Source organism: Pseudoalteromonas piscicida (genome assembly GCF_002744175.1).
In the GTDB taxonomy this organism is placed as follows: domain Bacteria; phylum Pseudomonadota; class Gammaproteobacteria; order Enterobacterales; family Alteromonadaceae; genus Pseudoalteromonas; species Pseudoalteromonas piscicida_B.
Window position 1 is genome coordinate 12,413 of the sequence record NZ_NKHF01000004.1, and the last position, 20,362, is coordinate 32,774.

General features: G+C 42.5%; 16 protein-coding genes. 3 read left to right on the forward strand and 13 right to left on the reverse strand.

Annotation, left to right across the window (positions count from 1 at the left end):
• Nucleotides 1-61 precede the first annotated feature (61 nt).
• The 4 genes from CEX98_RS00805 to CEX98_RS00820 form a co-directional block, all read right to left on the reverse strand.
• Complete coding sequence (locus CEX98_RS00805; protein WP_099640245.1) at nt 62-832, reverse strand: CsgG/HfaB family protein; 771 nt, start codon at nt 830-832, stop codon at nt 62-64.
• On the reverse strand, nt 833-1,282 hold the full coding sequence (locus CEX98_RS00810; protein ID WP_099640246.1) for a curli assembly protein CsgF: 450 nt from the start codon (nt 1,280-1,282) through the stop codon (nt 833-835).
• Between the two features lies 1 nt (nt 1,283).
• On the reverse strand, nt 1,284-1,670 hold the full coding sequence (locus tag CEX98_RS00815; protein ID WP_242441583.1) for a curli production assembly/transport protein CsgE: 387 nt from the start codon (nt 1,668-1,670) through the stop codon (nt 1,284-1,286).
• A 106-nt stretch (nt 1,671-1,776) separates the two neighbouring features.
• Complete coding sequence (locus CEX98_RS00820) at nt 1,777-3,300, reverse strand: curlin repeat-containing protein (protein WP_099640247.1); 1,524 nt, start codon at nt 3,298-3,300, stop codon at nt 1,777-1,779.
• A 622-nt stretch (nt 3,301-3,922) separates the two neighbouring features.
• Between CEX98_RS00820 and CEX98_RS00825 the strand changes: the two genes are divergently transcribed.
• The 3 genes from CEX98_RS00825 (at nt 3,923) to galU (ending at nt 8,923) form a co-directional block, all read left to right on the forward strand.
• Nucleotides 3,923-6,421 carry a S8 family serine peptidase gene (locus tag CEX98_RS00825; RefSeq protein ID WP_099640248.1) on the forward strand — a complete coding sequence of 833 codons (2,499 nt, stop codon included), beginning with the start codon at nt 3,923-3,925 and terminating at the stop codon, nt 6,419-6,421.
• Between the two features lie 162 nt (nt 6,422-6,583).
• On the forward strand, nt 6,584-7,957 hold the full coding sequence (locus CEX98_RS00830; protein ID WP_099640249.1) for an MBL fold metallo-hydrolase RNA specificity domain-containing protein: 1,374 nt from the start codon (nt 6,584-6,586) through the stop codon (nt 7,955-7,957).
• A gap of 69 nt (nt 7,958-8,026) precedes the next feature.
• On the forward strand, nt 8,027-8,923 hold the full coding sequence (gene galU, locus CEX98_RS00835) for a UTP--glucose-1-phosphate uridylyltransferase GalU (RefSeq protein ID WP_099640250.1): 897 nt from the start codon (nt 8,027-8,029) through the stop codon (nt 8,921-8,923).
• 81 nt (nt 8,924-9,004) lie between these two features.
• On the opposite strand, the gene CEX98_RS00840 is transcribed toward galU, so the two are convergent.
• From CEX98_RS00840 to CEX98_RS00880, 9 genes are all read right to left on the reverse strand, one after another.
• Nucleotides 9,005-9,682, reverse strand: a complete 678-nt coding sequence (locus CEX98_RS00840) for a hypothetical protein (RefSeq protein WP_172439699.1) — start codon at nt 9,680-9,682, stop codon at nt 9,005-9,007.
• A gap of 247 nt (nt 9,683-9,929) precedes the next feature.
• The gene (locus CEX98_RS00845; RefSeq protein ID WP_099640251.1) at nt 9,930-11,522 is read right to left on the reverse strand and encodes a hypothetical protein; all 1,593 of its coding nucleotides are present in this window, start codon (nt 11,520-11,522) and stop codon (nt 9,930-9,932) included.
• A gap of 344 nt (nt 11,523-11,866) precedes the next feature.
• Nucleotides 11,867-13,897: a YjbH domain-containing protein gene (locus CEX98_RS00850; protein WP_242441584.1), complete on the reverse strand. Its 2,031-nt coding sequence runs from the start codon at nt 13,895-13,897 to the stop codon at nt 11,867-11,869.
• Nucleotides 13,898-14,126: 229 nt separating this feature from the next.
• Nucleotides 14,127-16,097, reverse strand: coding sequence for a polysaccharide biosynthesis protein (locus tag CEX98_RS00855; RefSeq protein ID WP_099640252.1), 1,971 nt, complete (start codon nt 16,095-16,097; stop codon nt 14,127-14,129).
• A 261-nt stretch (nt 16,098-16,358) separates the two neighbouring features.
• A complete protein-coding gene (locus CEX98_RS00860; protein WP_099640253.1) occupies nt 16,359-17,540 on the reverse strand; it encodes a DegT/DnrJ/EryC1/StrS family aminotransferase in 1,182 nt (393 codons plus the stop codon).
• Nucleotides 17,540-18,310 carry a formyltransferase family protein gene (locus CEX98_RS00865; RefSeq protein WP_197707189.1) on the reverse strand — a complete coding sequence of 257 codons (771 nt, stop codon included), beginning with the start codon at nt 18,308-18,310 and terminating at the stop codon, nt 17,540-17,542. Before CEX98_RS00865 ends, CEX98_RS00860 begins: the two co-directional genes overlap by 1 nt.
• Nucleotides 18,310-18,660, reverse strand: a complete 351-nt coding sequence (locus CEX98_RS00870) for a hypothetical protein (protein ID WP_099640254.1) — start codon at nt 18,658-18,660, stop codon at nt 18,310-18,312. The genes CEX98_RS00865 and CEX98_RS00870 overlap by 1 nt, the downstream gene beginning before the upstream one ends.
• Nucleotides 18,657-19,250 carry a sugar transferase gene (locus tag CEX98_RS00875; RefSeq protein ID WP_099640255.1) on the reverse strand — a complete coding sequence of 198 codons (594 nt, stop codon included), beginning with the start codon at nt 19,248-19,250 and terminating at the stop codon, nt 18,657-18,659. The genes CEX98_RS00870 and CEX98_RS00875 overlap by 4 nt, the downstream gene beginning before the upstream one ends.
• Nucleotides 19,247-20,359 carry a glycosyltransferase family 4 protein gene (locus CEX98_RS00880; RefSeq protein ID WP_099640256.1) on the reverse strand — a complete coding sequence of 371 codons (1,113 nt, stop codon included), beginning with the start codon at nt 20,357-20,359 and terminating at the stop codon, nt 19,247-19,249. Before CEX98_RS00880 ends, CEX98_RS00875 begins: the two co-directional genes overlap by 4 nt.
• Between the last annotated feature and the right edge of the window lie 3 nt (nt 20,360-20,362).

Genomic DNA, 20,362 nt, shown 5'->3' on the forward strand with positions numbered 1-20,362 from the left:
AAGCCTCGGCAATTTGCCATTTGGTTACTTGATAGTACCGCACTCAGATAGCCAACCACACTTAAGATGCCGTTGCGGCTGACCAAATCCCTTTATCAATTCCCTGCTCTACCATTAGCGTAAGTGCTTTTTCGATGGCTTGCGTTACGCAAATATGCATTGGTTCATTGTCACTAAATCCGCCTTCAGCTTCAGCGAGTCGCTTATAACTAACATAACGGAAAAACCCAGCACGCACTTCCATCGACAGTACTTTTTTACTGCTGGCAACGGAAAGTAATACCTGACCTGTTCGCACATCCACCGCGCGCATGTAAATAGAGATAATATCTTCTCGATAGAGCTCAGAGGCGCCAATACCAAAGTACTCCATACCTAATCCACCGGTGCGAATATTAGAGTCATAGCTGATGATCCCGCCCTCTAAAATAATTTTGGCAGTCATAAGCGGCGGTAATGCCGCATCTTGATCATCATTGGCCGCACGGATAATCTTACGCTCGGTAAGCAGATTTTGTAGCCCTTCTCGCTCGACGGGAATAAACCAATCCGTTTCATGTAAAGCCTGCATTAAAATCGAATTGGCTCCCTGAGTAACCGCTGTTGAGAACGAGCTCACATTATCTTGCGGTTTATATTGCCCAGTTTGATCGCGAAAAGAATAGACAGAAACAGGAATTCGGCCCCTAGGTTTTGGGAGGGCTTTGAGCTGGGCAAAGGTTTCGGTTTCACTCAGCTCTACCGCAATACTCTGCTCAGGGGGAAGTACTCGAGACATACTGGTGCAGCCACCAAGCAATACAACTGCCATAACAAAAAGAATACGAGACATTTAAAATACCCCGTCTGGTGAGCCAGAAAACCTTGGCACTTCAAGAATGGTTTCTTCACCGGATGAGATATTGGTGATCCGCACCGTGATAGTATCGGGAGTGCTGGTGATCACCTGAATTTGATAATCTCCACTCATGAACGTAGCGTCCTGATCAAAAATACTATCTTTAATATCGTCACCAAAGGCAACGTCGGTGATTTCTCTAACCAAACGATTCAAATAGGTGCGCTCGAGCGATTCCTGAAACTTCTCGTCATAGGTTTTCTCGACAATCGGCGCGCGATGTTTATTTTGTGATTGTGCCTTGCTCAACAGCATGTTGGCATTTAAAGGATTGCCACCAAAGGCTGGGTTGATGGGCTTGTATACTAATTCAGTAGCAAACACATTGTTAGTTATTAGGAATATTGCTGCACTACATGCAGCGATTGTTTTTATTATTGTCATGTTACCACCCACTTGCGGCTAAATCTTCTGAGCCATTTTGTTGATATTGCGCTCTGGCCATTGCATCCATGATAGTAAAAATGGCAGTTTCTACCCGTTCATCTATCGAGCCGCCTCGCCGTCCCATTGCCGTTGCGTATACTGCTCGGCTATTCATCAGCACCTCTAAGCGTGTGCCCGCTCTTGGCAAAACGGTTTCTTTTACGGTGATGTTGATACCTGCTGTATTTGGCACATCGCGCCAAAGCTGAGAAAACTGGAAATAAAACTGATGTCCAAATCGGCTAATGCTTTGATCAATTACTAAACCATCAATTTCAACTTCTTCTTGCGCACTTGGAGAGATCGTCGCGATAAACAAAATGCTCAGGAGTAGTGTTCTTATCATTATTGTTTTACTCGTTACGTGAGGTATACGATATTGTCGTCCTTTGAAAAGCCAAGGGACTAAAATTAAGTCCCTTGGTATTACCCATGTGCGTTGGTAAAGCGGATCACTGTTGGGTGATCGTTGCTACATTATTGTCACCCACTTGTGTGACCGTAATGTTTTGACCGCTACCGCTAATACCACCTTCTACAATATTGCCATTACCAATTTGGCTTACGGTGAAGGCATTATCATCACCATTAATAACAAAGGCTTCAGAACCCATACCCATAACAAAGTTATTATCACCCGTTTGCGTGATGTCGAGCATATTGCGGCTACCTTCAATCATTAGGTCAATCGCATTGAACTCACCCGATTGGGCAATGTCTACTTGGTTAGCGCTGCTTTCAAACACACTGCTCATCGTGACAGCAACACCATTGCCATTGCCATCTTGTGCAATGTCTACCGCGTTGCCATCACTTGCTAAGCTAACGGTTGGATAAGATGATTGAACAACGGCTATATTCTCATTGCCAGATTGAGCAATATCCACATCGTTGTCGCTACCATTAAAACTAGCTAAATGGGCAATATTGGCATTACCAACTTGTGTTGCTGAAAATTCATTGTTATCGCCAGCAACACCATGGTAGGTATCATTACCATTACCAATTTGCATAGTAGTAAGTTCATTGTTGTCACCAACAGCATCCGCAAGCACAACGTTTTCATCACCACGCTGCTCCGTGCGAACTTCGTTCTCATTACCAACAAGGACGTCAGACTTAAAGACGTTGGTTGAGCCTTCTTGATCTACGCTAAGCTCGTTATCATTACCTGTAATTTCAAATACATTAACAGTATTACTTTCACCTTCAGACTGTTCTATTTCAATCTGGTTGTGATCGCCGGTAATCGTTTCAATGGTGATAGCGTTAAAGTCACCACTTTGACTAGACTCAAGCTCATTATCGCTACCTTGCAAGTCAACAACCTTGTATTGATTGTACAAACCAGCTTGTTCTAAAACGACATGGTTCATATCCCCTTGAACAGACTCAAGTGTTGCCTCATTCCAGGTGCCATCTTGTGTCGCAGAAACTTCGTTTTGACTGCCTTGCATGTCTAAGTTATAAAACCACTGACCACCAGAACCTTGAGAAACTGTGATACTGTTTTGATCGCCATTAATGACGTTAATCGCCTCATTATTAATGCCCAGTAAGCCAGCACCTGACTGCTGAACATCAATATGGTTTTGATCGCCGGTGACTTCAGTTAACGCTCCGTTGGACTCACCATCTTGACTATATAGCTGCTCGTTATTGTCGCCAGTTGTTGTAATTATTGCGACATTGCCCGTACCGCTCTGCTCAGCAGTGGTCGTATTATCATTACCAATCGTAGTGACATCAGTAAGATTCGACGTGCCAAGTTGTGTTGAGATTAATTCGTTATCGCCATGGCCCGAGGACGTTTGAGATAGCTTAAGCTGATTACTTGTTCCATTTACTTGCCCAACTTGTGAAAGTGCCGAAGTAGAAAGCGGTTTATTGCCAGACTTTGCCTCTGCATGCACTGCAACTGAGTGTGTGAGTGCCAGCGCTATTGCGCAACTCACTATTGATTTTGAAAACTTCACACTGTTCTCCTTAGAGATTTTTTATATTATTTTAAAATTAAGTGTTCAGTATTAGCGTTGAGTTGTTGCCGACACTCAGCTAAACGCTACCTTCCACTTAATCAACATCCTGTTGTGACTCTTAGATAAGAGCCGTTTCCACCTAAGCCAGTTACCAGAGTGTTACATTTGAGTGAAAAACATAATCTATATCAAATTCACCCTACCAATATGATGAAATAATATATTTTATTACGCTTTGTCACTGTTAACTCTAAGTTGGGAACACCTTAAGATAAATCGTAAGTTTTTATGAAAAAAATAACTTATATTTTTCATAGGGATAAACAAAAACTCTTACACCTAATTACGAGACAACACATTAAGCACAAAAAAAGTATGAGTAAAGTTCACACACATTCCTCTCAACCTCTCCCACAAAAAAGAACCAAATAATCTATTCAAAAACGCAGCTTTTCCATAAAAACGACTGATTTTAACAATTAACCCTTTTTTTACATTGCATCCAAAAATATCTAGGTCTAGGTTTTAAGACGTTGCCAAAAAGACCACAGCCACTACCAGAAATTACCAACTCAAAACAGCACATACGAGTGTGCTACAAACTAAAAAGGTTATAAAAATGAGATCAAAACTTTCTGCATTGTCTTTGGCTTTGCTTCCTACACTGGCTTTTACAGCCCAAGCAGCAATTCAAATTGAAACAACCACCGCGACTGCAGATGACAGTATTTTGGTTGTCTTTAAAGAAAATACTTCTGCTGCACTTCGTGCAAATGCGAGAAACCTAGTAAAAGCAAAGATTTCAGACTTAAATGCCGACGGTGTAGACGATAAATACCGCCATGTGCTTCAAGGTCGCCTAGCAAACTTTAAACTCGATGGCATGAAAGCAAAACAAGCTATTGAGAAACTTGCCAATCACCCAGCAGTAGAATATGTAGAGCCTGACTACCAAGTAAAAGCGCTTGGCATTCCAGACGATAGCCGTTTCGATGAGCTTTGGGGTATGCATAATACAGGTCAGACAGGTGGAACTGCTGATGCTGACATCGATGCACCTGAAGCATGGGATATCACAGTAGGTTCACGCAGTGTGATCGTCGGCGTTATCGATACCGGTGTCGACTACACACACCCAGATCTAGCCGCTAATGCATGGGTTAACCCAGGTGAGATCGCAGGAGATGGCATAGACAACGATGGCAATGGCTATATCGATGACATCCATGGTATTAACGCTATCACAGACAGCGGTGACCCAATGGATGACCAAGGCCACGGTACTCATGTCTCTGGTACAATCGGTGCGTCAGGTAACAACGCAGCAGGTGTTGTTGGGGTGAACCACGAAGTATCTATTGTAGGCTGTAAATTCCTTAGTGCGTCAGGCTCTGGTTCAACTTCGGACGCCATTAAGTGTATTGACTATATGGTTGCATTGAAAGATGCAGGCCACAATGTGCGCGTAACGAATAACAGCTGGGGTGGCGGTGGCTTTAGCCAAGCACTTTCAGATGCAATCACGGCAAGTGAAAATGCCGATATCTTGTTTGTTGCAGCAGCAGGTAACAGCGCTGTGGACAACGATGTAAACCCTCACTACCCTTCAAGCTATGAGCACGACAGCGTGTTTTCTATCGCAAGTACGACTCACACGGATGCGATGTCTTCATTCTCGCAGTGGGGCCTAACTTCTGTAGATATGGGTGCACCGGGTAGTGCTATTGTGTCAACTGTGCCTGGAGGTGGATATTCGAGTTTATCTGGTACCTCTATGGCAACACCACATGTAGCAGGTGCTGCTGCGCTGGTTTTATCAATTAACCCAACACTTTCTGCTATTGAGCTGAAAAACTTACTGATGCAAAGCGGTGACGTAAATGCAGATCTGACGGATAAAACCGTATCTGGTAAGCGTTTGAACGTTAACCAAGCCATTATTGATGCCGATCCTGAGCCTGGCTTTAGAGTGTCTGCTCGCCCTGGTAATCAAGAGATCACAGCTGGTGATACTGCAACATATGAGTTTACCTTTACGTCAGTGGCAGACTGGCAGGGCTCAATCAACCTATCAGTGGCTTCACCAATCGCAGGTGCATCACTTTCAGCTACAACAGCGATGCCGGGTGATACTGTTACCCTATCAGTACCAACATCAAGCACAACGCAATGGGGTGAATATAATCTAACGCTTAACGCAACTTCTGGCGAACTGGCAGATCACGAGCAAGTCGGCCTGTACGTGCTTCCACAAGGGCTAAGTGAATTTAGCTATGAAAACACCACACCTGTGGAGATCCCAGATAACGACGCCACAGGTATTACTTCAGTAGTAACTGTTGCTGACGAAGTCACTGTGTTTGATAGCAATACATTGGTAGACATTACTCACACCTATATTGGTGACTTGATTGTAACACTAACTTCTCCAGCTGGTACGGTTGCAACACTGCATAACCGTCAAGGCGGTGGAACTGATAACATTAACCAAACCTTCAACTCTGCGGCATTTAACGGTGAAGTAGCAACTGGTGATTGGACGCTGTCTGTCTCAGATAACGCAGGAATTGATACTGGTACATTAAATAGCTGGACACTCAACCTAACCGGTCTTGGTGAAACAACGCCACAACCACCTGAAGCTGGCTTTAGCTATGTTGCTTCTGGCCTAACAGTGACCTTTACCGATGAAAGCCGTGATCCTAACGACGACATCGTCAGCTGGGCGTGGGACTTTGGTGATGGCGGTATCAGCACAGATGCAAGCCCTATTCACGAGTTTGCAGCAGCCGGTGAGTACAGTGTAGAACTCACGGTTACTGACAGCGAAGGTAATAGCCACACTACAATGCAAACGGTAATTGTAAGCACCGACGAAGTTGAGCTATCTCTGGTTCGCGCCAATAAATCTCGCCTAGGCTTTATTCGTGTGGAGCTTTCATGGGAAGGTAGTAGCGCGGAGCAAGTTTCTATTTACCGCGATGGCCAATTGCTTGAAACCGTGAACAATACAGGCAAATACAGAGACTTCGAGCGTGATTTAGAGGCCACCAGCTACACCTATAAAGTGTGTCAAGCCGGTGATATTTGCTCTAATGAAATTAACGTAAGCTTCTAACTATCCTCTTCCAGTGGATTGTTCAAGCCCCGTAAGGGGCTTTTTTATGCTTCAGTAAGCCAATTAAGATTACACTTTATTACAGCTTTTCAATCTTTTATGCTTGAACTCAATCGTCCCTCAACGCACCATCACATTCCCAACATAAAAAAGGATGATTTTATGAACTTCAAGATACTCCATCACGGTGCAACAACTGGCGTCACTGGCTCTTGCCATGAGCTGATTATCAAAAACCAACACAGTGTACTTATCGATTGTGGCTTATTTCAGGGTAGTGAATCAGAGCAACCACTACCAATCGAGTTTGATATTGAAAACGTTTGCGCACTCATTGTAACCCACTGCCATATTGACCATGTAGGCCGTATCCCATACCTCCTTGCAGCTGGGTTTCAGCACCCTATATTTTGCTCACTTGCCACCGCCAAATTATTGCCTATGGTAATTGAAGATGCGCTAAAACTTGGGGTGACACGGGAGCAGCGCCTTATTGATAACTGTCTTAAATTACTGGAAAAGCTGATTGTGGCTGTCGATTTCAAGCAGTGGTTTTCACTTCCCTGCGACTCCAATGCACTCCCTGTCAAAGCAAGGCTACAACGGGCCGGGCATATCCTAGGCTCTGCCTATATCGAAATTGAACTTGGTAAAGCGAAAGGCAGGCAAAGAGTGGTGTTCTCTGGCGATTTAGGGGCCCCCTACACGCCATTACTTCCCTCTCCAAAAGCACCATATAGAGCTGACACCTTGGTGATTGAATCCACCTACGGTGATAAGTTACATCAAGGCCGAGCTCACCGCACAAAAACACTTAAAAAAGTCATAGAAAAAGCAACCGTAGATAATGGTGTGGTGTTAATTCCTGCATTTAGTATTGGCCGCACTCAAGAACTCCTGTATGAGCTCGAGCAGATCATTCATAGTGCACCTAACCATAAAATGTGGCAGAACATTGAGGTTATTGTTGACTCTCCCATGGCCGCAAACTTTACGGAGTTTTATATTGATTTCAAAGCAATGTGGGATAAAGAAGCAAAAAAAAAGCTCCGCCAAGGGCGCCATCCGTTAGACTTTTCTAGTGTTTACACCATAGATTCACATTCGACTCATATTGCCACTGTAGACTACCTCAGTAAACGAAATAAGCCAGCTATTGTGATTGCTGCCAGTGGTATGTGTAGTGGCGGCAGAATAGTCAATTACCTCGAGCAGTTTTTACCAGACCCCACTGCCGACGTTATTTTTGTCGGTTATCAGAGTCAAGGTACGTTGGGTAAAGCCATACAGACTTATGGGCCAAGAGGCGGTTATGTTGAAATTAACGATAAGCGTATTGATATCAAAGCCGTAATTCACACAATCAGTGGCTATTCAGCTCATGCAGATCAAGATGGCTTGGTTCGCTTTGTTACCCAGATGAAGAAAAAGCCTAAACATATCAAGCTGGTTCATGGTGATGATAATGCCAAACAAAGCTTGAAAGCGAAGTATGAAAGCTTACTTCCAAATACAATTGTAGAAATTGCACACTGATCTATTGTCACTAATTTATCACTTAACTATGGCACGCTAACATGAACATGCACAAAATATGGACTATTTATGAAAGCTGTTATTCCTGTTGCGGGCCTAGGCACCCGCATGCTTCCAATGACCAAAGCTATCCCCAAAGAAATGCTCCCATTGGTAGATAAACCGTTGATTCAATATATAGTGGCTGAATGTGCAGCTGCCGGCATAAAAGAAATCGTATTAGTCACTCATTCATCCAAAAATGCCATTGAAAACCATTTTGATACCAGCTTTGAGCTAGAAGCTTCACTTGAAAAACGTGTCAAACGTAAGCTTTTAGATGAAGTTCGCTCGATTTGCCCAGAAGGTGTCACCATTATGCATGTACGTCAAGGCGAGGCAAAAGGGCTTGGTCACGCCGTTTTATGTGCTCAACCGATTGTGGGAGACAATGACTTTGTGGTGGTACTACCGGATGTAATCTTGGATGAATATACAGCAGATCAAAATCATGAAAACTTGGCTGCTATGTTGACGCGCTTTCATCAAACCAAAGCGAGCCAGATCATGTTAGAACCAGTACCAGAACGAGACGTATGTAAATATGGCATTGCAGACATCAATGGGGTCGCACTTAATCCAGGCGAAAGTAGCCCTATAAAACATATGGTGGAAAAACCCCCCGTGGAAGAAGCCCCTTCAAATTTAGCTGTTGTTGGCCGTTATGTGTTGTCTAAAAACATCTGGCCGTTATTGAGAAAAACGCCGATAGGCGCAGGTGGTGAAATCCAACTAACAGATGCCATAGATATGCTTATGGAACAAGAAACCGTAGAGGCGTTTCATATGAGTGGTTGTTCACACGACTGTGGAGATAAGTTAGGTTATCTTAAAGCTATCGTTGAATATACAATTAGAGACGAACAACTAGGCAACGAGTTCAGTCAGTTTCTCAAACGCTTTCAACAGCTAAGTATTGCTTCTTAAATAATTTTGCTCCACCGATGACTGGCGGAGGTGGAGCAACCACTAAACTGACTATAAGCGATTAATTAAAGCTTTTATAATTTAATCCCGCGCTACAAAGCGCTGCCAAGTTGCATTAGGGTTAATAACACGAATCGGTGAGGTTACTTGCTTCAATAAATTGAGTGAAGGGATAGCTATCTCTTGTCCATCCTCTTTTAATCCCATCAAATATAAAAAACTTGCTTTACTACCATGTTGGATGGCTGAAATCCTAACTTGCTGTTCAAAATTAAGGCGCAAACTGCTAATTGCCGTTTTCAACCCTTGCTGATCAACATTTGGTAAACCACATTTTTGTAGATAACCAAGTCGTTCTCCCTCACCAGAAAACCAGATCCGGACTTTTTCGCTATAACGGCCCGTTTTCGCTGGTAGGTCAAACATTAATCTTTGCTGCTTTTGTTGTTGTACCAACTTTATATAAGGTTCTAACCCAGCTTGCCATAACGCGGGGTGTATAGGCACAAAGCGCGATTGAATTTTTCCATGAGTTTTAAAGTGAAATAAATGTACATGCTGTTTGTGATAAATATCATCAAGGGTTAAGGAGCCAACTTCATCGCTATAAGCCCCAGTATAATAGCAAATCAATGGCAACCAGAAATGCCAGTGTTTAGGCTGTTCACGCTTTAGCTTTTCGTCCGAGTAGATGTAGCCATTAAATAGAGTATGAAGCTCCATTGCAGAGAATGCACGACGACCTAAGTGAGATTTCATACCAAAATTAATGTCTTAGTTGAATTAAAGAAATGTAAGTTTAGCGCTTTTTAATAGCCTCTGGAAGCCGTTAAATATGATAACCCAAATTGAGATAGTTAGTTCAGCCCCTATAGGCTTTGTTATTAGTTCACCAATTAATGAACATAGCCGTTCCATCAAGTCTACCATCTAAGGAAGTTACATCGCCCATAAAAAATGCCGACAAATTGTCGGCATTTTCACATGTACTAAAACAGGTAAGCTATTAATTGCCGCCTGTTGTACCTGTTGAACCTGTAGTTGTCGGACAGGTTACCTCAAAGGTACGTGCTAAGTCATCAGCATTGACGCTATCAAGTTCGAATGTATTGGCAGTTGTTACTGGAACGCCACGGAAGTTGATAGATACTTGATACGTTTCACCTTCACGTAGGTTGGTCAACTGGAAGTTACCATTCGCATCTTTTAGCGCAGTACGTACACCTTTACCAGCACGCTTGTACTTAACTGTAGAGTTGCTCAAGTCAACTGATACATTACGATCGTTAGCACACACACCATTCAACGTTAATTGTTTATCAACAAGTGTAAACGGTGCTGTTAGGGTGATAGCAATTGGATCTTCGGCACAAATCGCTACTTCGTTTTGTGTTTCAAACCATACACCACCCTCACGGTCACGTACCTTAATACGTGCACTTGCATCTGCTGCAATACCGTATCTCTTTGCATTAGCTGCTGAGATAAACTCTCTTGTTGCTGTACCCGGAGGTAATGGTGCAGAGAATGCCCCATCAGATGAAACTGCTGTAAATACTAGACCACCTGTTGGAACAGTACCAGTGATGTTTGCCGCTACTGGGTTTGCACAGATTGCTTGCTTTCTTGTTACAGCAAAGAAAGTCAAGTGATCAGTGTTAAAGCTTACTGTGCCGTCTACATTTTTAGTAACAGCAAAGTCATCCGCCATCCAATTACCAGTGTCTGTATCAAATGAACTTACAGATAAGTCACCAGCATCTACACCTGTTAAGTCTGGTGCTGCTAATGTCACATTCAACTCACCGTTTTCGAACGATTTAACTGCCGTGCTACCAACCAATAAGTTGATATCAGCAACAGAAACAGGCACATCAACTTGCGTGTCGGCATTCGCGTTTAGACCTTCTGGTAAGATTTGGCCTTTACTAGTAGAGTCTGCTTCTACACCAACAACGCTTAGAGTAGCGGTTGCACCTTCAACAGCTTCACCATTTTTGTCTTTAAGGGCTGTACCTTGAGGAAGTGTAGCAGTTGCAACTGCGTTGTCGCCAGATGTAGCAGAAGCCTCTATTTCAGCGCCAGTATCGCCATTAGCAACAGCACCTTCTCCAGTATCAGCTGCAATACCCACTTTACCAATCTCAAGAAGCGCCAACTCGACGTTAACTACTTTTACGCCGTCTGCGTTTGCAAGATCGATGATGAATGACTTAGTTACAAAACCATCGGCTGAAACAACAGCTGTCACGCTTTCCGTGTTCGAGCCATCTTTACGAGTGATAACAAAACCGCCTTCTTCTCCAGTTTGAAGCTCTTGGACTTGCTCACCATTGGCATTAACGATGCTAGTAGACGGAGCACCATTTTCTAAGAACTTAACCGTTGCATCAACAACATTTGAGTCTGCATCATTGATCACGGCGCCGTTTACAACAAAACTCAGCTCTGCTGGTACTTCTGGTGCAACAACTACTGGGTCAGTCGGTTCAGGTGGTGGAGTTATTACTACATTGTTATCATCATCGCTAAAACAGCCAGATAGCATTAACGCTGAAGCGATAGACAATGCGAGGATAGATTTTTTGTTCGCAATCATGATTAGTCCTTGTTTCCTTTAAAGTATCACGTGCTAGATGCACAGTTACAAATTTTACGCTAAGCATGTTTTATGCACGCGTACTGATAAATTATTGTCTTACAGGGACTTTTCTTCCCTGATAAAGGGCCTGCGAATTAACGCTACTCAGAAGTTAGCAAATTTCCCAAGCCACTAAAATTTAGCATAGATGCTATACGCTGCCAAACAGTCCACTTAATTTCTTTACTAGATTACTACCAGTGTATTTAATAAACAACCTCTTAGTGGCAGCAATTTACAAAATAATAAGTGTTTTGCTAATTTAGTTACAACTTTGTTCCTAAAGAAAATAAAACCAAGTCCTACTTGTTGCTTTTGTATTCATGGTAAACGGCTTGTAACCTTTCTAAGTGATTATAAATATAAGCACCAGACAAACGCCCTTGGTTGAAAAATGTACGCTCCATATTCACTTGAGTGGTTAACTCTTCTGCTCTTGCAGCAGCCAAACGATTATGGCTTTCTCCAATACGTGAACCAATGCTATAACGCCACGATTCATGACCTTTCAGTTGCCCATACCATCTTGGTGCCATGTCTTTACGCGGAGTAAGCGGAATACTTATCGAAATACCTGCAATTTGGACATTTGTGTCCTGAGCATAGATTCCAATATAGCTATCTCCAAACCAAAAACGAGTTTCTACTTTTACCCCTTTATCACCGTAAAAGAACTCCCCCCCAGTCACATGAAAGCTAAGATCCTTTTCAGCCCACAAATAGCGATATGATACAGTGCCGTAATCACGCTCAAAACCATCATAGTCTTCATATTCTAAATAAGCGTAATTGGCTTCTATCTTATGGCGACCGTTACCACTCAACCAACCAGTGGTATTCTTGAAGCCCAAATAGTCGTTATAATTCTTGAAAAAGCCAATGTGGGTTTGATTATATAGCCCAAATGGCAAGTCAAAGGTTTGGTAAAAAGTTGCCTCAGTCAAGCCATCTTGTTTGGCGAAGCGGGCAAATGGTTTACCGAGTTCAAAGTCATCGGTTTTATCAACCTCTGTTTGCGCGGTAACTGAAACACCTGCACCATACCAGAGTGGCACGGTAACATTAGCTTTAGCTGCTAGTGAGTAGTCGTATACTCCTAACTCAGTAGCGATATTGGTTGCTAAACTTGGGAATACCGTAAACCTTGGCTTAAAGTAAGGGCTATTAGCACTAATCTCCCCAACCCAAGCAACTCCTGCGACTGCAGACATTTCTCCTTGATTAATCGATAAATCAGGAGTGATACCTTGATGAAGGAACTGCTTGTAGTTATTCACTTCGCCAGAAATTGCCAACATCGCCATGCCATGGTTTTTAAGCTGAATAGTAAATCGAGCTTGGGGGTCGTCGAGATATTCAGTTATTCGCCCCATAACTAAACCAAGGGCATCAATATCGTTACGATTAAAAATATGGTTTTCAAAACTAACTACAACATGAGCGTTGTTATTGACCCCTACGCTCACCCCCTCAAAGCCGTCTGTCAGCAATGCATGTTTTAATGCTCTCGCACTTATATTCAATGCTTTTGGCAAGCCATAGTTATCATTAGGTTCAGTGCTTAGCTTAGCCTCCTGTAAAGCCCTACCTGGTAATCCAGATGCTTTATTTGATTCGCTAAGCGAGTTATTCTTCTGGCCACCATCTTGGTCTTTTACATTGACCAACCTTGCTGCTTGATGGCTTGTAGGCTGCGGTGCTGCTGTTACTTTACGGGCTTTTGTGGGTTCATAAAGAGGCAACCTAAAACTGAGCCCCCAGTAGGTATCTTTTTCGCTATATTCGGTATTAGAATAAAACTTACTGGTTAAGGTCAGCTCACCTATATCATATAACCAAGCTTTAGGGATAGTCACTCTTGCACCAGCACTAAACGCTTCAGCATCGTGCTCTAGCTGCAGGGTAAACCAGTCCAATGCTTGCCACTCTACGCTACCAAATGCACCATCCATCATTCCGGAGGCTCGATCACTTGCGGCTATACCAGCCGAAAACCTAAAGTTGCGCCATTCTTTTGATCCCACGGCATAGTAGGTTTCGTAATTATTTGCGGCCCCTCCCAAATCTTTAGCACCAATGGCCAGCGTGAGCCAATCATTCGGGATAAAAGGAAGTTCGTATTTTAGATTAAAGGAGAGATCCCTAGTTTGCTCTTCATCCTTAGCAGCACGCGTAAATAGGTTATCATGTATAGTACTTGAGGCTATCATTCCGCTAATTTCAAGGCCAGGATATAACCCTGCTGAAAAAATAAAGTTATGTCCGTCTTTATATTGTTGTCCCTGTATGTCTAATTGGTTGTTATAACTTATATCAGCTGTGCCAGGCTGCAAAGTATCAGCGCTAGGGGTATTAAATACCCCAGTAAACCTGCAAGAGAGCTATAATCATCAACTGTGTTTTTTGCCAAAGCAGGCAAAGCCGTTGCCACTGTGCCACAGACAACTAGATATTTTATTTTTAGCATAAGCGCAAACCAATTCCATTGCTGCAGCCTAAAGAGCTGCGTATTATTTTTTCTATAACGCCATTATAGAGCGATCAGTGAATGAACAAAATAATTTACTTGTTACTTCTTAGATTAACTACCTTTGGCTCATCTATAATTTCATCTGTATAGCTATCGAGATCTTGTTTAGCATTCCAAACCAGATCGCCAATACCATCCGTAGGTGTAAAGGCTAATGGTGCTTCTAACAGCAGGGTACGAATGACATCATGCTCAAAGTCATGACAAGCCTTGTCAAACTTTGCGATCAACGTTTCAAGCTCTCCAATAGAAAGCTTTACCTCAGAAGCAGTCATAATGCGCTCATGTGAGGTTTGCTCCACGTTATCCCCAATAAGCAGCTCTTCATAAAGCTTTTCACCTGGGCGTAAACCCGTGCATTTAATTTCAATATCGCCATGAGGGTTCGACCCGCTTTTGACCTCAAGGCCTGATAAATGCACCATTTTAGTAGCTAAATCCTTAATTTTAACCGACTCGCCCATGTCTAATACAAACACATCGCCGCCACGACCCATCGCCCCTGCTTGAATCACCAGCTGAGCAGCCTCTGGAATCGTCATAAAAAAGCGAGTGATATCATTGTGTGTTAGTGTTATTGGACCACCTTCTTTAATTTGCCGACGGAATAAGGGCACAACCGAGCCGCTTGAACCCAACACGTTACCAAAGCGCACCATACAAAAACGGGTGTGTCTATACACAGACTTGCTCTCAGCTAAGGCTTGCAGTACAAGTTCAGCCATACGCTTGGTTGCCCCCATTACATTGGTGGGGCGCACGGCTTTATCGGTGGAAATAAGCACAAAGGTCTCTACCCCAGAATTAATTGCCGCTTTAGCTGCATAATAAGTACCAAACACATTATTGCGCACGCCTTCAACCACATTTAGCTCAACCAGCGGCACATGCTTGTAAGCTGCGGCATGGTACACTGTTTGTACGCCAAACGCCTTCATGCAGGTTTCAATGCGGTTAATACGCTGAACAGAGCCAATAATAGGTACAATCTCAACATTCAAGCCTTTTTCGGTACAGGTTTGTAGCAGTTCTTTCTCTATGCTGTATAAGCCAAATTCAGAGACCTCAAACAGCACTAACTTAGCAGGTCCATGTTTGATAATTTGCCGACACAACTCAGAGCCAATAGAGCCACCTGCTCCCGTGACCATCACCACTTTATTATGAATATTAGCAGCCATTAACTCAGCTTTGGGAGCGACGGGATCCCGGCCCAATAAATCTTCGATTTCAACTTCTTTTATTTCATTTTGGCTGGCGCGGCCATCAATCACGTCGGCCATTCCGGGTACCGTCATCACTTCTAACGGTAACTTTTCTAATTTGGTTAAAATTTCTTTACGACGGGCACGTGATACACTCGGTAAGGCAAGCAATACTTTTTTCACTTGCTTTTTATCGATCAACTTGTAAATGTCTTCAAACGGTAACACTACTTTACCAAGAATAATAGAGTGATGCTTAGTTTTATCGTCATCAATATAAGCGCTAACAAAATAATCTGGTCCAGTTGCTAAAGCTGTGGCAAGCTGTCGGCCCGCATCGCCTGCCCCATAAATAACCACAGGGGTTTTAGTGGTAGAGGTAACACGGCTTATTAACGCCCGTACCAAAATACGTGCCCCGCCAACCGAGAGCACCAAGAGCCAAGCATAAATAACTGGCATAGTACGAGGAATATTCACTTGAGTAAAAAAGGCGGTAATCACCAACACCATAGTACTAATTGATGTACCTAACACCACAGCACCTACAGCATTGGCACCAACATAGCGCAGTACAGCTCGATATAGCCCTAGCCTGACAAAAGCAAGTAGACTTAACGGCAGTACAATTCCTAATAACATCCAATTATGGCGGCTAAATAAAGGGGAGAGACTGTCAAGTCTAACAATAAGGGCTAACCAAAAAGCTGAAAAAATAAAAATTGAATCAATCAATAAAGTAAGTAGCCGCTTTTTACTGCGAGGTGCACTTAAAAGTGCTTGTAGCCAAGTCTCCATTTTTATCCCTTTTATATCCACGTCTTTAGTAAGCTCGGGTGAGTCTACATTATAGCCAAATTATTAATAAAAACATCTACCTTTTCCGAGTATAGAATTGCTAAGGTTTTGGTAGAAAGTTGGCTATTGCTTTGACGATACCTTTGTGGATTGAGCTAACCTGTAACGAATTTAGCTCAGCATTAATGAGCTCAAAACAATAAACACAAATTTAGAATGACCAAACGGGTGCATTGAAAACATTACCCGAGTGGTCAGAGCCTAACGCTTTAGTTGCGCTAAAGCTAATACTTCACTTAGTACTGTAGTGGTTTTAATCATTTCTTGTTTTGTGAGTGTGGGGTGCACCAATAACATTAATGACGTTTCGCCTAGTTCAACAGCATTAGATAGACGCTGCTTAGGTCGCCATGGTGTATTATCAAACGCCTTTTCTAAATAGACCTCTGAGCAGCTTCCTTGAAAACAGGGTACGCCGCGTTTAACCATTTCATCGACAATGCGGTCACGGCTCCATCCTTCAGCTAAGTACTGTGGCTGCACAAAGATATAATGTTTATACTCTGCATGTTCAATATAGTCAGGTATTTTAACGGTACGTACCACATCAAACTGTTTGGCTACTTCATCAATAGCTTGACCATTTTGTTGGCGCTTTAAAGTCCAATTTTGCATACGGGTTAATTGAATACGGCCTATGGCAGCTTGCATTTCTGTCATACGCCAATTGGTGCCAAAGCTCTCATGTAGCCATCTAAAACCAGGGGGGTGTTCACGGTTATAAATGGCATCATAACTTTTACCGTGATCTTTATAACTCCACATTTTAGACCATAACTCTTTAGAGTTAGTAGTCACCATGCCACCTTCACCACCAGTAGTCATTATTTTATCTTGGCAAAAGCTCCAAGCGCCAATATGACCAATAGAGCCTACAGATTTACCTTTATATTTTGCACCGTGGGCTTGAGCACAGTCTTCAATAACATAAAAGCCGTGTTCTGCGCTCAAAGCCATAATGTCATCCATTTCTGCAGGCATACCCGCTAAATGAACAACAATTACAGCTTTAGTTTTAGGTGTAAGCACTGCTTTTATAGATTCTGCTGTAATAGCTTGGCTATTTAAGTCAACATCAGCAAAAACAGGCTTAGCACCTGCAGTTACTATACTACTCGCTGATGCTAAAAATGTTCTAGGAGTTGTAATTATTTCGTCGCCTTCACTCACCCCTAACGCTTTTAATGCAATATCAAGCGCAAGCGTACCGTTACCTAGTGCAACTGCATATTCACTTCCAGTCCAAGCTGCAAATTCTTTTTCAAATTCACGGCCTTCAGTACCAGTCCAATAATTTACTTTATTTGATAATACAACACGGCTAACTGCATCAGCTTCTTGCTGAGTAAAACTAGGCCATGGAGAAAAAGGAGTATTTAACATTAGAAAACCTTACTTACTGAAGAGCTTGCCAAGCTGGCTAAAATGCACTCATCGACTAGTGTAAACTTTGTACTACCAATCGTTACATACGCACCATCATATGGCGGAAACCAAAAAGCCCGAATTTTCCTTGGTATATCGTCCCCGTCTTTTATTTCTTTCATTGATTCCATTTCAGCTCTTGAAATATATCTACCACCAATGTTCGGACTGGTGGGTAAAATGCACTTATTTTGTAACACTTTCTCGACTACACTTACGAACAACGTATATAGCTGCTCCTGTGACGTACTCTCTAAAGACTGTGCCGTTTCTGTAGCATTACAAATAGGAAAGCTCTGGACTTCAATTATTTCACCTGTATCAATTTCGTCGTCCACATAATGCGCAGTCATTGCCCACTCATCCAGCCCCTCCAAAATTGCAAGATTATAACCAGCAGTACCTTTATATTCAGGCAGCGGCGCAGGGTGAAAATTAATTGTTTTTAGCTCAGGCGAGTGGACCAAACCTTCTTTCAACTTTCTCCAGAATAGCATGGACAAACCAAGGTCAAATTTTAACTCACCTGAATTAGTTTGCTCCAATGCATCTGTAAAGCTAAACAAGGGAATTTTGTGCTTTTCGGCAATCCTTTTACAAATCGAACTAGGCAAGTGTGAATCTGTAATAACACCAACCACTTCAACATCATCTCTAGAAGCTAACCACTCTAGTGATTTTCCAGCTACGGGTTTTCGCCCCATAAATAATATTTTGACTTTACTCATCACTCCAGCCCTCTGTAGTAACTAACTATATTATCTTCTGAAGATTTTGGATATCTAGCAGGATTCTGAAAAATAAATACATCGTTTGGTCCGGGGTTAAGATCTTTCTCTAAAGCCCACCAATGGGAGGACCAGATATCTATGTGATAGGTCAGCTCTAAGATATCCTCCTGCAAATCCTCTGGACAATAACAATATATAGTAGATAAAACATTCACTATATTTTCATTATTTTCTTTCAAAATTCTCGCATAAAGATAGGTCGAGCCATTTTCTAGATAAGATGAATAAGTTTTTCTTCCCCTATCGAAATAAAATAGCAACTTCCCTAATTCAGCTTTTATACTCACCTGTCGTTACCCTCAAAAAACTTTGTAGTCGCTTCACCGTGACCTGTAATTCCATCCCTTGCAACAACCTTTTTAACTGTAAGAAGCAAAATTTTTATATCTAACCAAAAACTCTGATTATCAACATACCATACGTCAAGTCTAAATTTATCTTCCCAGCTAATGGCATTACGACCGTTAACTTGCGCCCAACCAGTTATACCCGGACGCACATTATGACGACGAGCTTGTTCTTTATTATACAACGGAAGGTATTGTACCAGTAATGGCCTTGGTCCAACTAAGCTCATATCTCCTGTTATGACATTAAACAGCCCAGGAAGCTCATCCAAACTAGTGGAGCGTAAAAAGGCACCAAAAGGTGTCATACGCTGCTCATCAGTTAGTAAGTTTCCTGAACTATCTCTGTCATCACGCATAGTCCTGAACTTTAGCATTTTAAAAGTATGCCCCCCCAACCCTGGCCGCTCTTGGATAAACAGAACAGGAGATCCAAGTTTAACCCTAATGAGTAATGCAACCACAATTATAACTGGAAACAAAGCAGTCAAAGCAACTACTGAAACGAATAAATCAAATGCTCTCTTCATTTTGCCATACCCATTATTTCAACGATATCTCTATTGACTTTATGCACATCAAATTTATCTTTCGCCGACTGATAACTATTTTCCCCCATTGTTTCCCATTGTTCTACGTTTTCTATAAACCAAAGTAGTTTTTCGTATAATTGTTGAACATTGGCTTTTTCAACTTTCCAACCGTTGTGACCATTTGCAACGGTTTCTCTACAACCGGGTACATCAGTAGTCAGTATCGGTCTCCCCATCGCCATTGCTTCTAGCACGGTTCTAGGCAGTCCCTCATGATAAGAAGGCAGAACAAAGACATTTGATTCAGAGATAAATGGACGGACATCTTTCGTAGCCCCATGATATGTAATGATCCCTTCTTCATGCCATTTTAAAACCTCTTCAATCTTAATCCCATCGGGGGACGGATCTTCTGGACCAACCAAATTAAAAATAGCGTCAGGGTAAAGGAGCTTGACTCGCTTTGCAGCTTGAGCATACTCCCTAATTCCTTTATCGCCCAGAAGACGAGCTATGAGTAAAAATGTGGGTTTGTCCGATAAAGGGGTTTTCTTAAAATACTCAAGATCAACGCCTGAGCCATTAACTAAACGGCATTTACATCTCGGAACTATACCTTGTTTAACAAATACATCTAGGTTATCAGGGTTTTGAAAAATAACGACTTTAGCCCTTTTTAAAGCCACTTTATAAAGTGTTCTAACTATGAAAATTAAGATCTTCTTTGAAAAGCCAGCTGGCTGAAAGGCATAACCCAAGCCAGTTACCAGCGCGTAAAAACCTTTGACTCCGGACAAGCGTGCAGCTAATCCACCCCATATAATAGGTTTAATCGTGTATGCTAAGACCACATCTGGCTGCTCTGAATTAAAGTAAGCATACAATTTCTTTAGTGTTAGAAGATCCTTCGCCGGGTTTAACCCGTTTCGGGCTACAGGATAATCCAAATATTTATCAGTGTAGTTGAGTACACCCGCCCTTTCTCCTTCGGTGGCGCCGTTAGCCATAGCAGTCACTGACGCACCTTTGCTCTTGAGCGCTTTTAACAATTCACCTCTAAAGTTCACTAATGAACTGGGTAGAGCCCCGATGATCGTTACCTTCATTTC

Excerpts from the sequence above, each read along its gene's own strand:
- CEX98_RS00805 (WP_099640245.1), bottom strand. The coding sequence starts at position 832 with ATGTCTCGTATTCTTTTTGTTATGGCAGTTGTATTGCTTGGTGGCTGC.
- CEX98_RS00810 (WP_099640246.1), bottom strand. The coding sequence starts at position 1,282 with ATGACAATAATAAAAACAATCGCTGCATGTAGTGCAGCAATATTCCTA.
- CEX98_RS00815 (WP_242441583.1), bottom strand. The coding sequence starts at position 1,670 with ATGATAAGAACACTACTCCTGAGCATTTTGTTTATCGCGACGATCTCT.
- CEX98_RS00825 (WP_099640248.1), top strand. The coding sequence starts at position 3,923 with ATGAGATCAAAACTTTCTGCATTGTCTTTGGCTTTGCTTCCTACACTG.
- CEX98_RS00830 (WP_099640249.1), top strand. The coding sequence starts at position 6,584 with ATGAACTTCAAGATACTCCATCACGGTGCAACAACTGGCGTCACTGGC.
- galU (WP_099640250.1), top strand. The coding sequence starts at position 8,027 with ATGAAAGCTGTTATTCCTGTTGCGGGCCTAGGCACCCGCATGCTTCCA.
- CEX98_RS00840 (WP_172439699.1), bottom strand. The coding sequence starts at position 9,682 with ATGAAATCTCACTTAGGTCGTCGTGCATTCTCTGCAATGGAGCTTCAT.
- CEX98_RS00845 (WP_099640251.1), bottom strand. The coding sequence starts at position 11,522 with ATGATTGCGAACAAAAAATCTATCCTCGCATTGTCTATCGCTTCAGCG.
- CEX98_RS00855 (WP_099640252.1), bottom strand. The coding sequence starts at position 16,097 with ATGGAGACTTGGCTACAAGCACTTTTAAGTGCACCTCGCAGTAAAAAG.
- CEX98_RS00860 (WP_099640253.1), bottom strand. The coding sequence starts at position 17,540 with ATGTTAAATACTCCTTTTTCTCCATGGCCTAGTTTTACTCAGCAAGAA.
- CEX98_RS00865 (WP_197707189.1), bottom strand. The coding sequence starts at position 18,310 with ATGAGTAAAGTCAAAATATTATTTATGGGGCGAAAACCCGTAGCTGGA.
- CEX98_RS00875 (WP_099640255.1), bottom strand. The coding sequence starts at position 19,250 with ATGAAGAGAGCATTTGATTTATTCGTTTCAGTAGTTGCTTTGACTGCT.
- CEX98_RS00880 (WP_099640256.1), bottom strand. The coding sequence starts at position 20,359 with ATGAAGGTAACGATCATCGGGGCTCTACCCAGTTCATTAGTGAACTTT.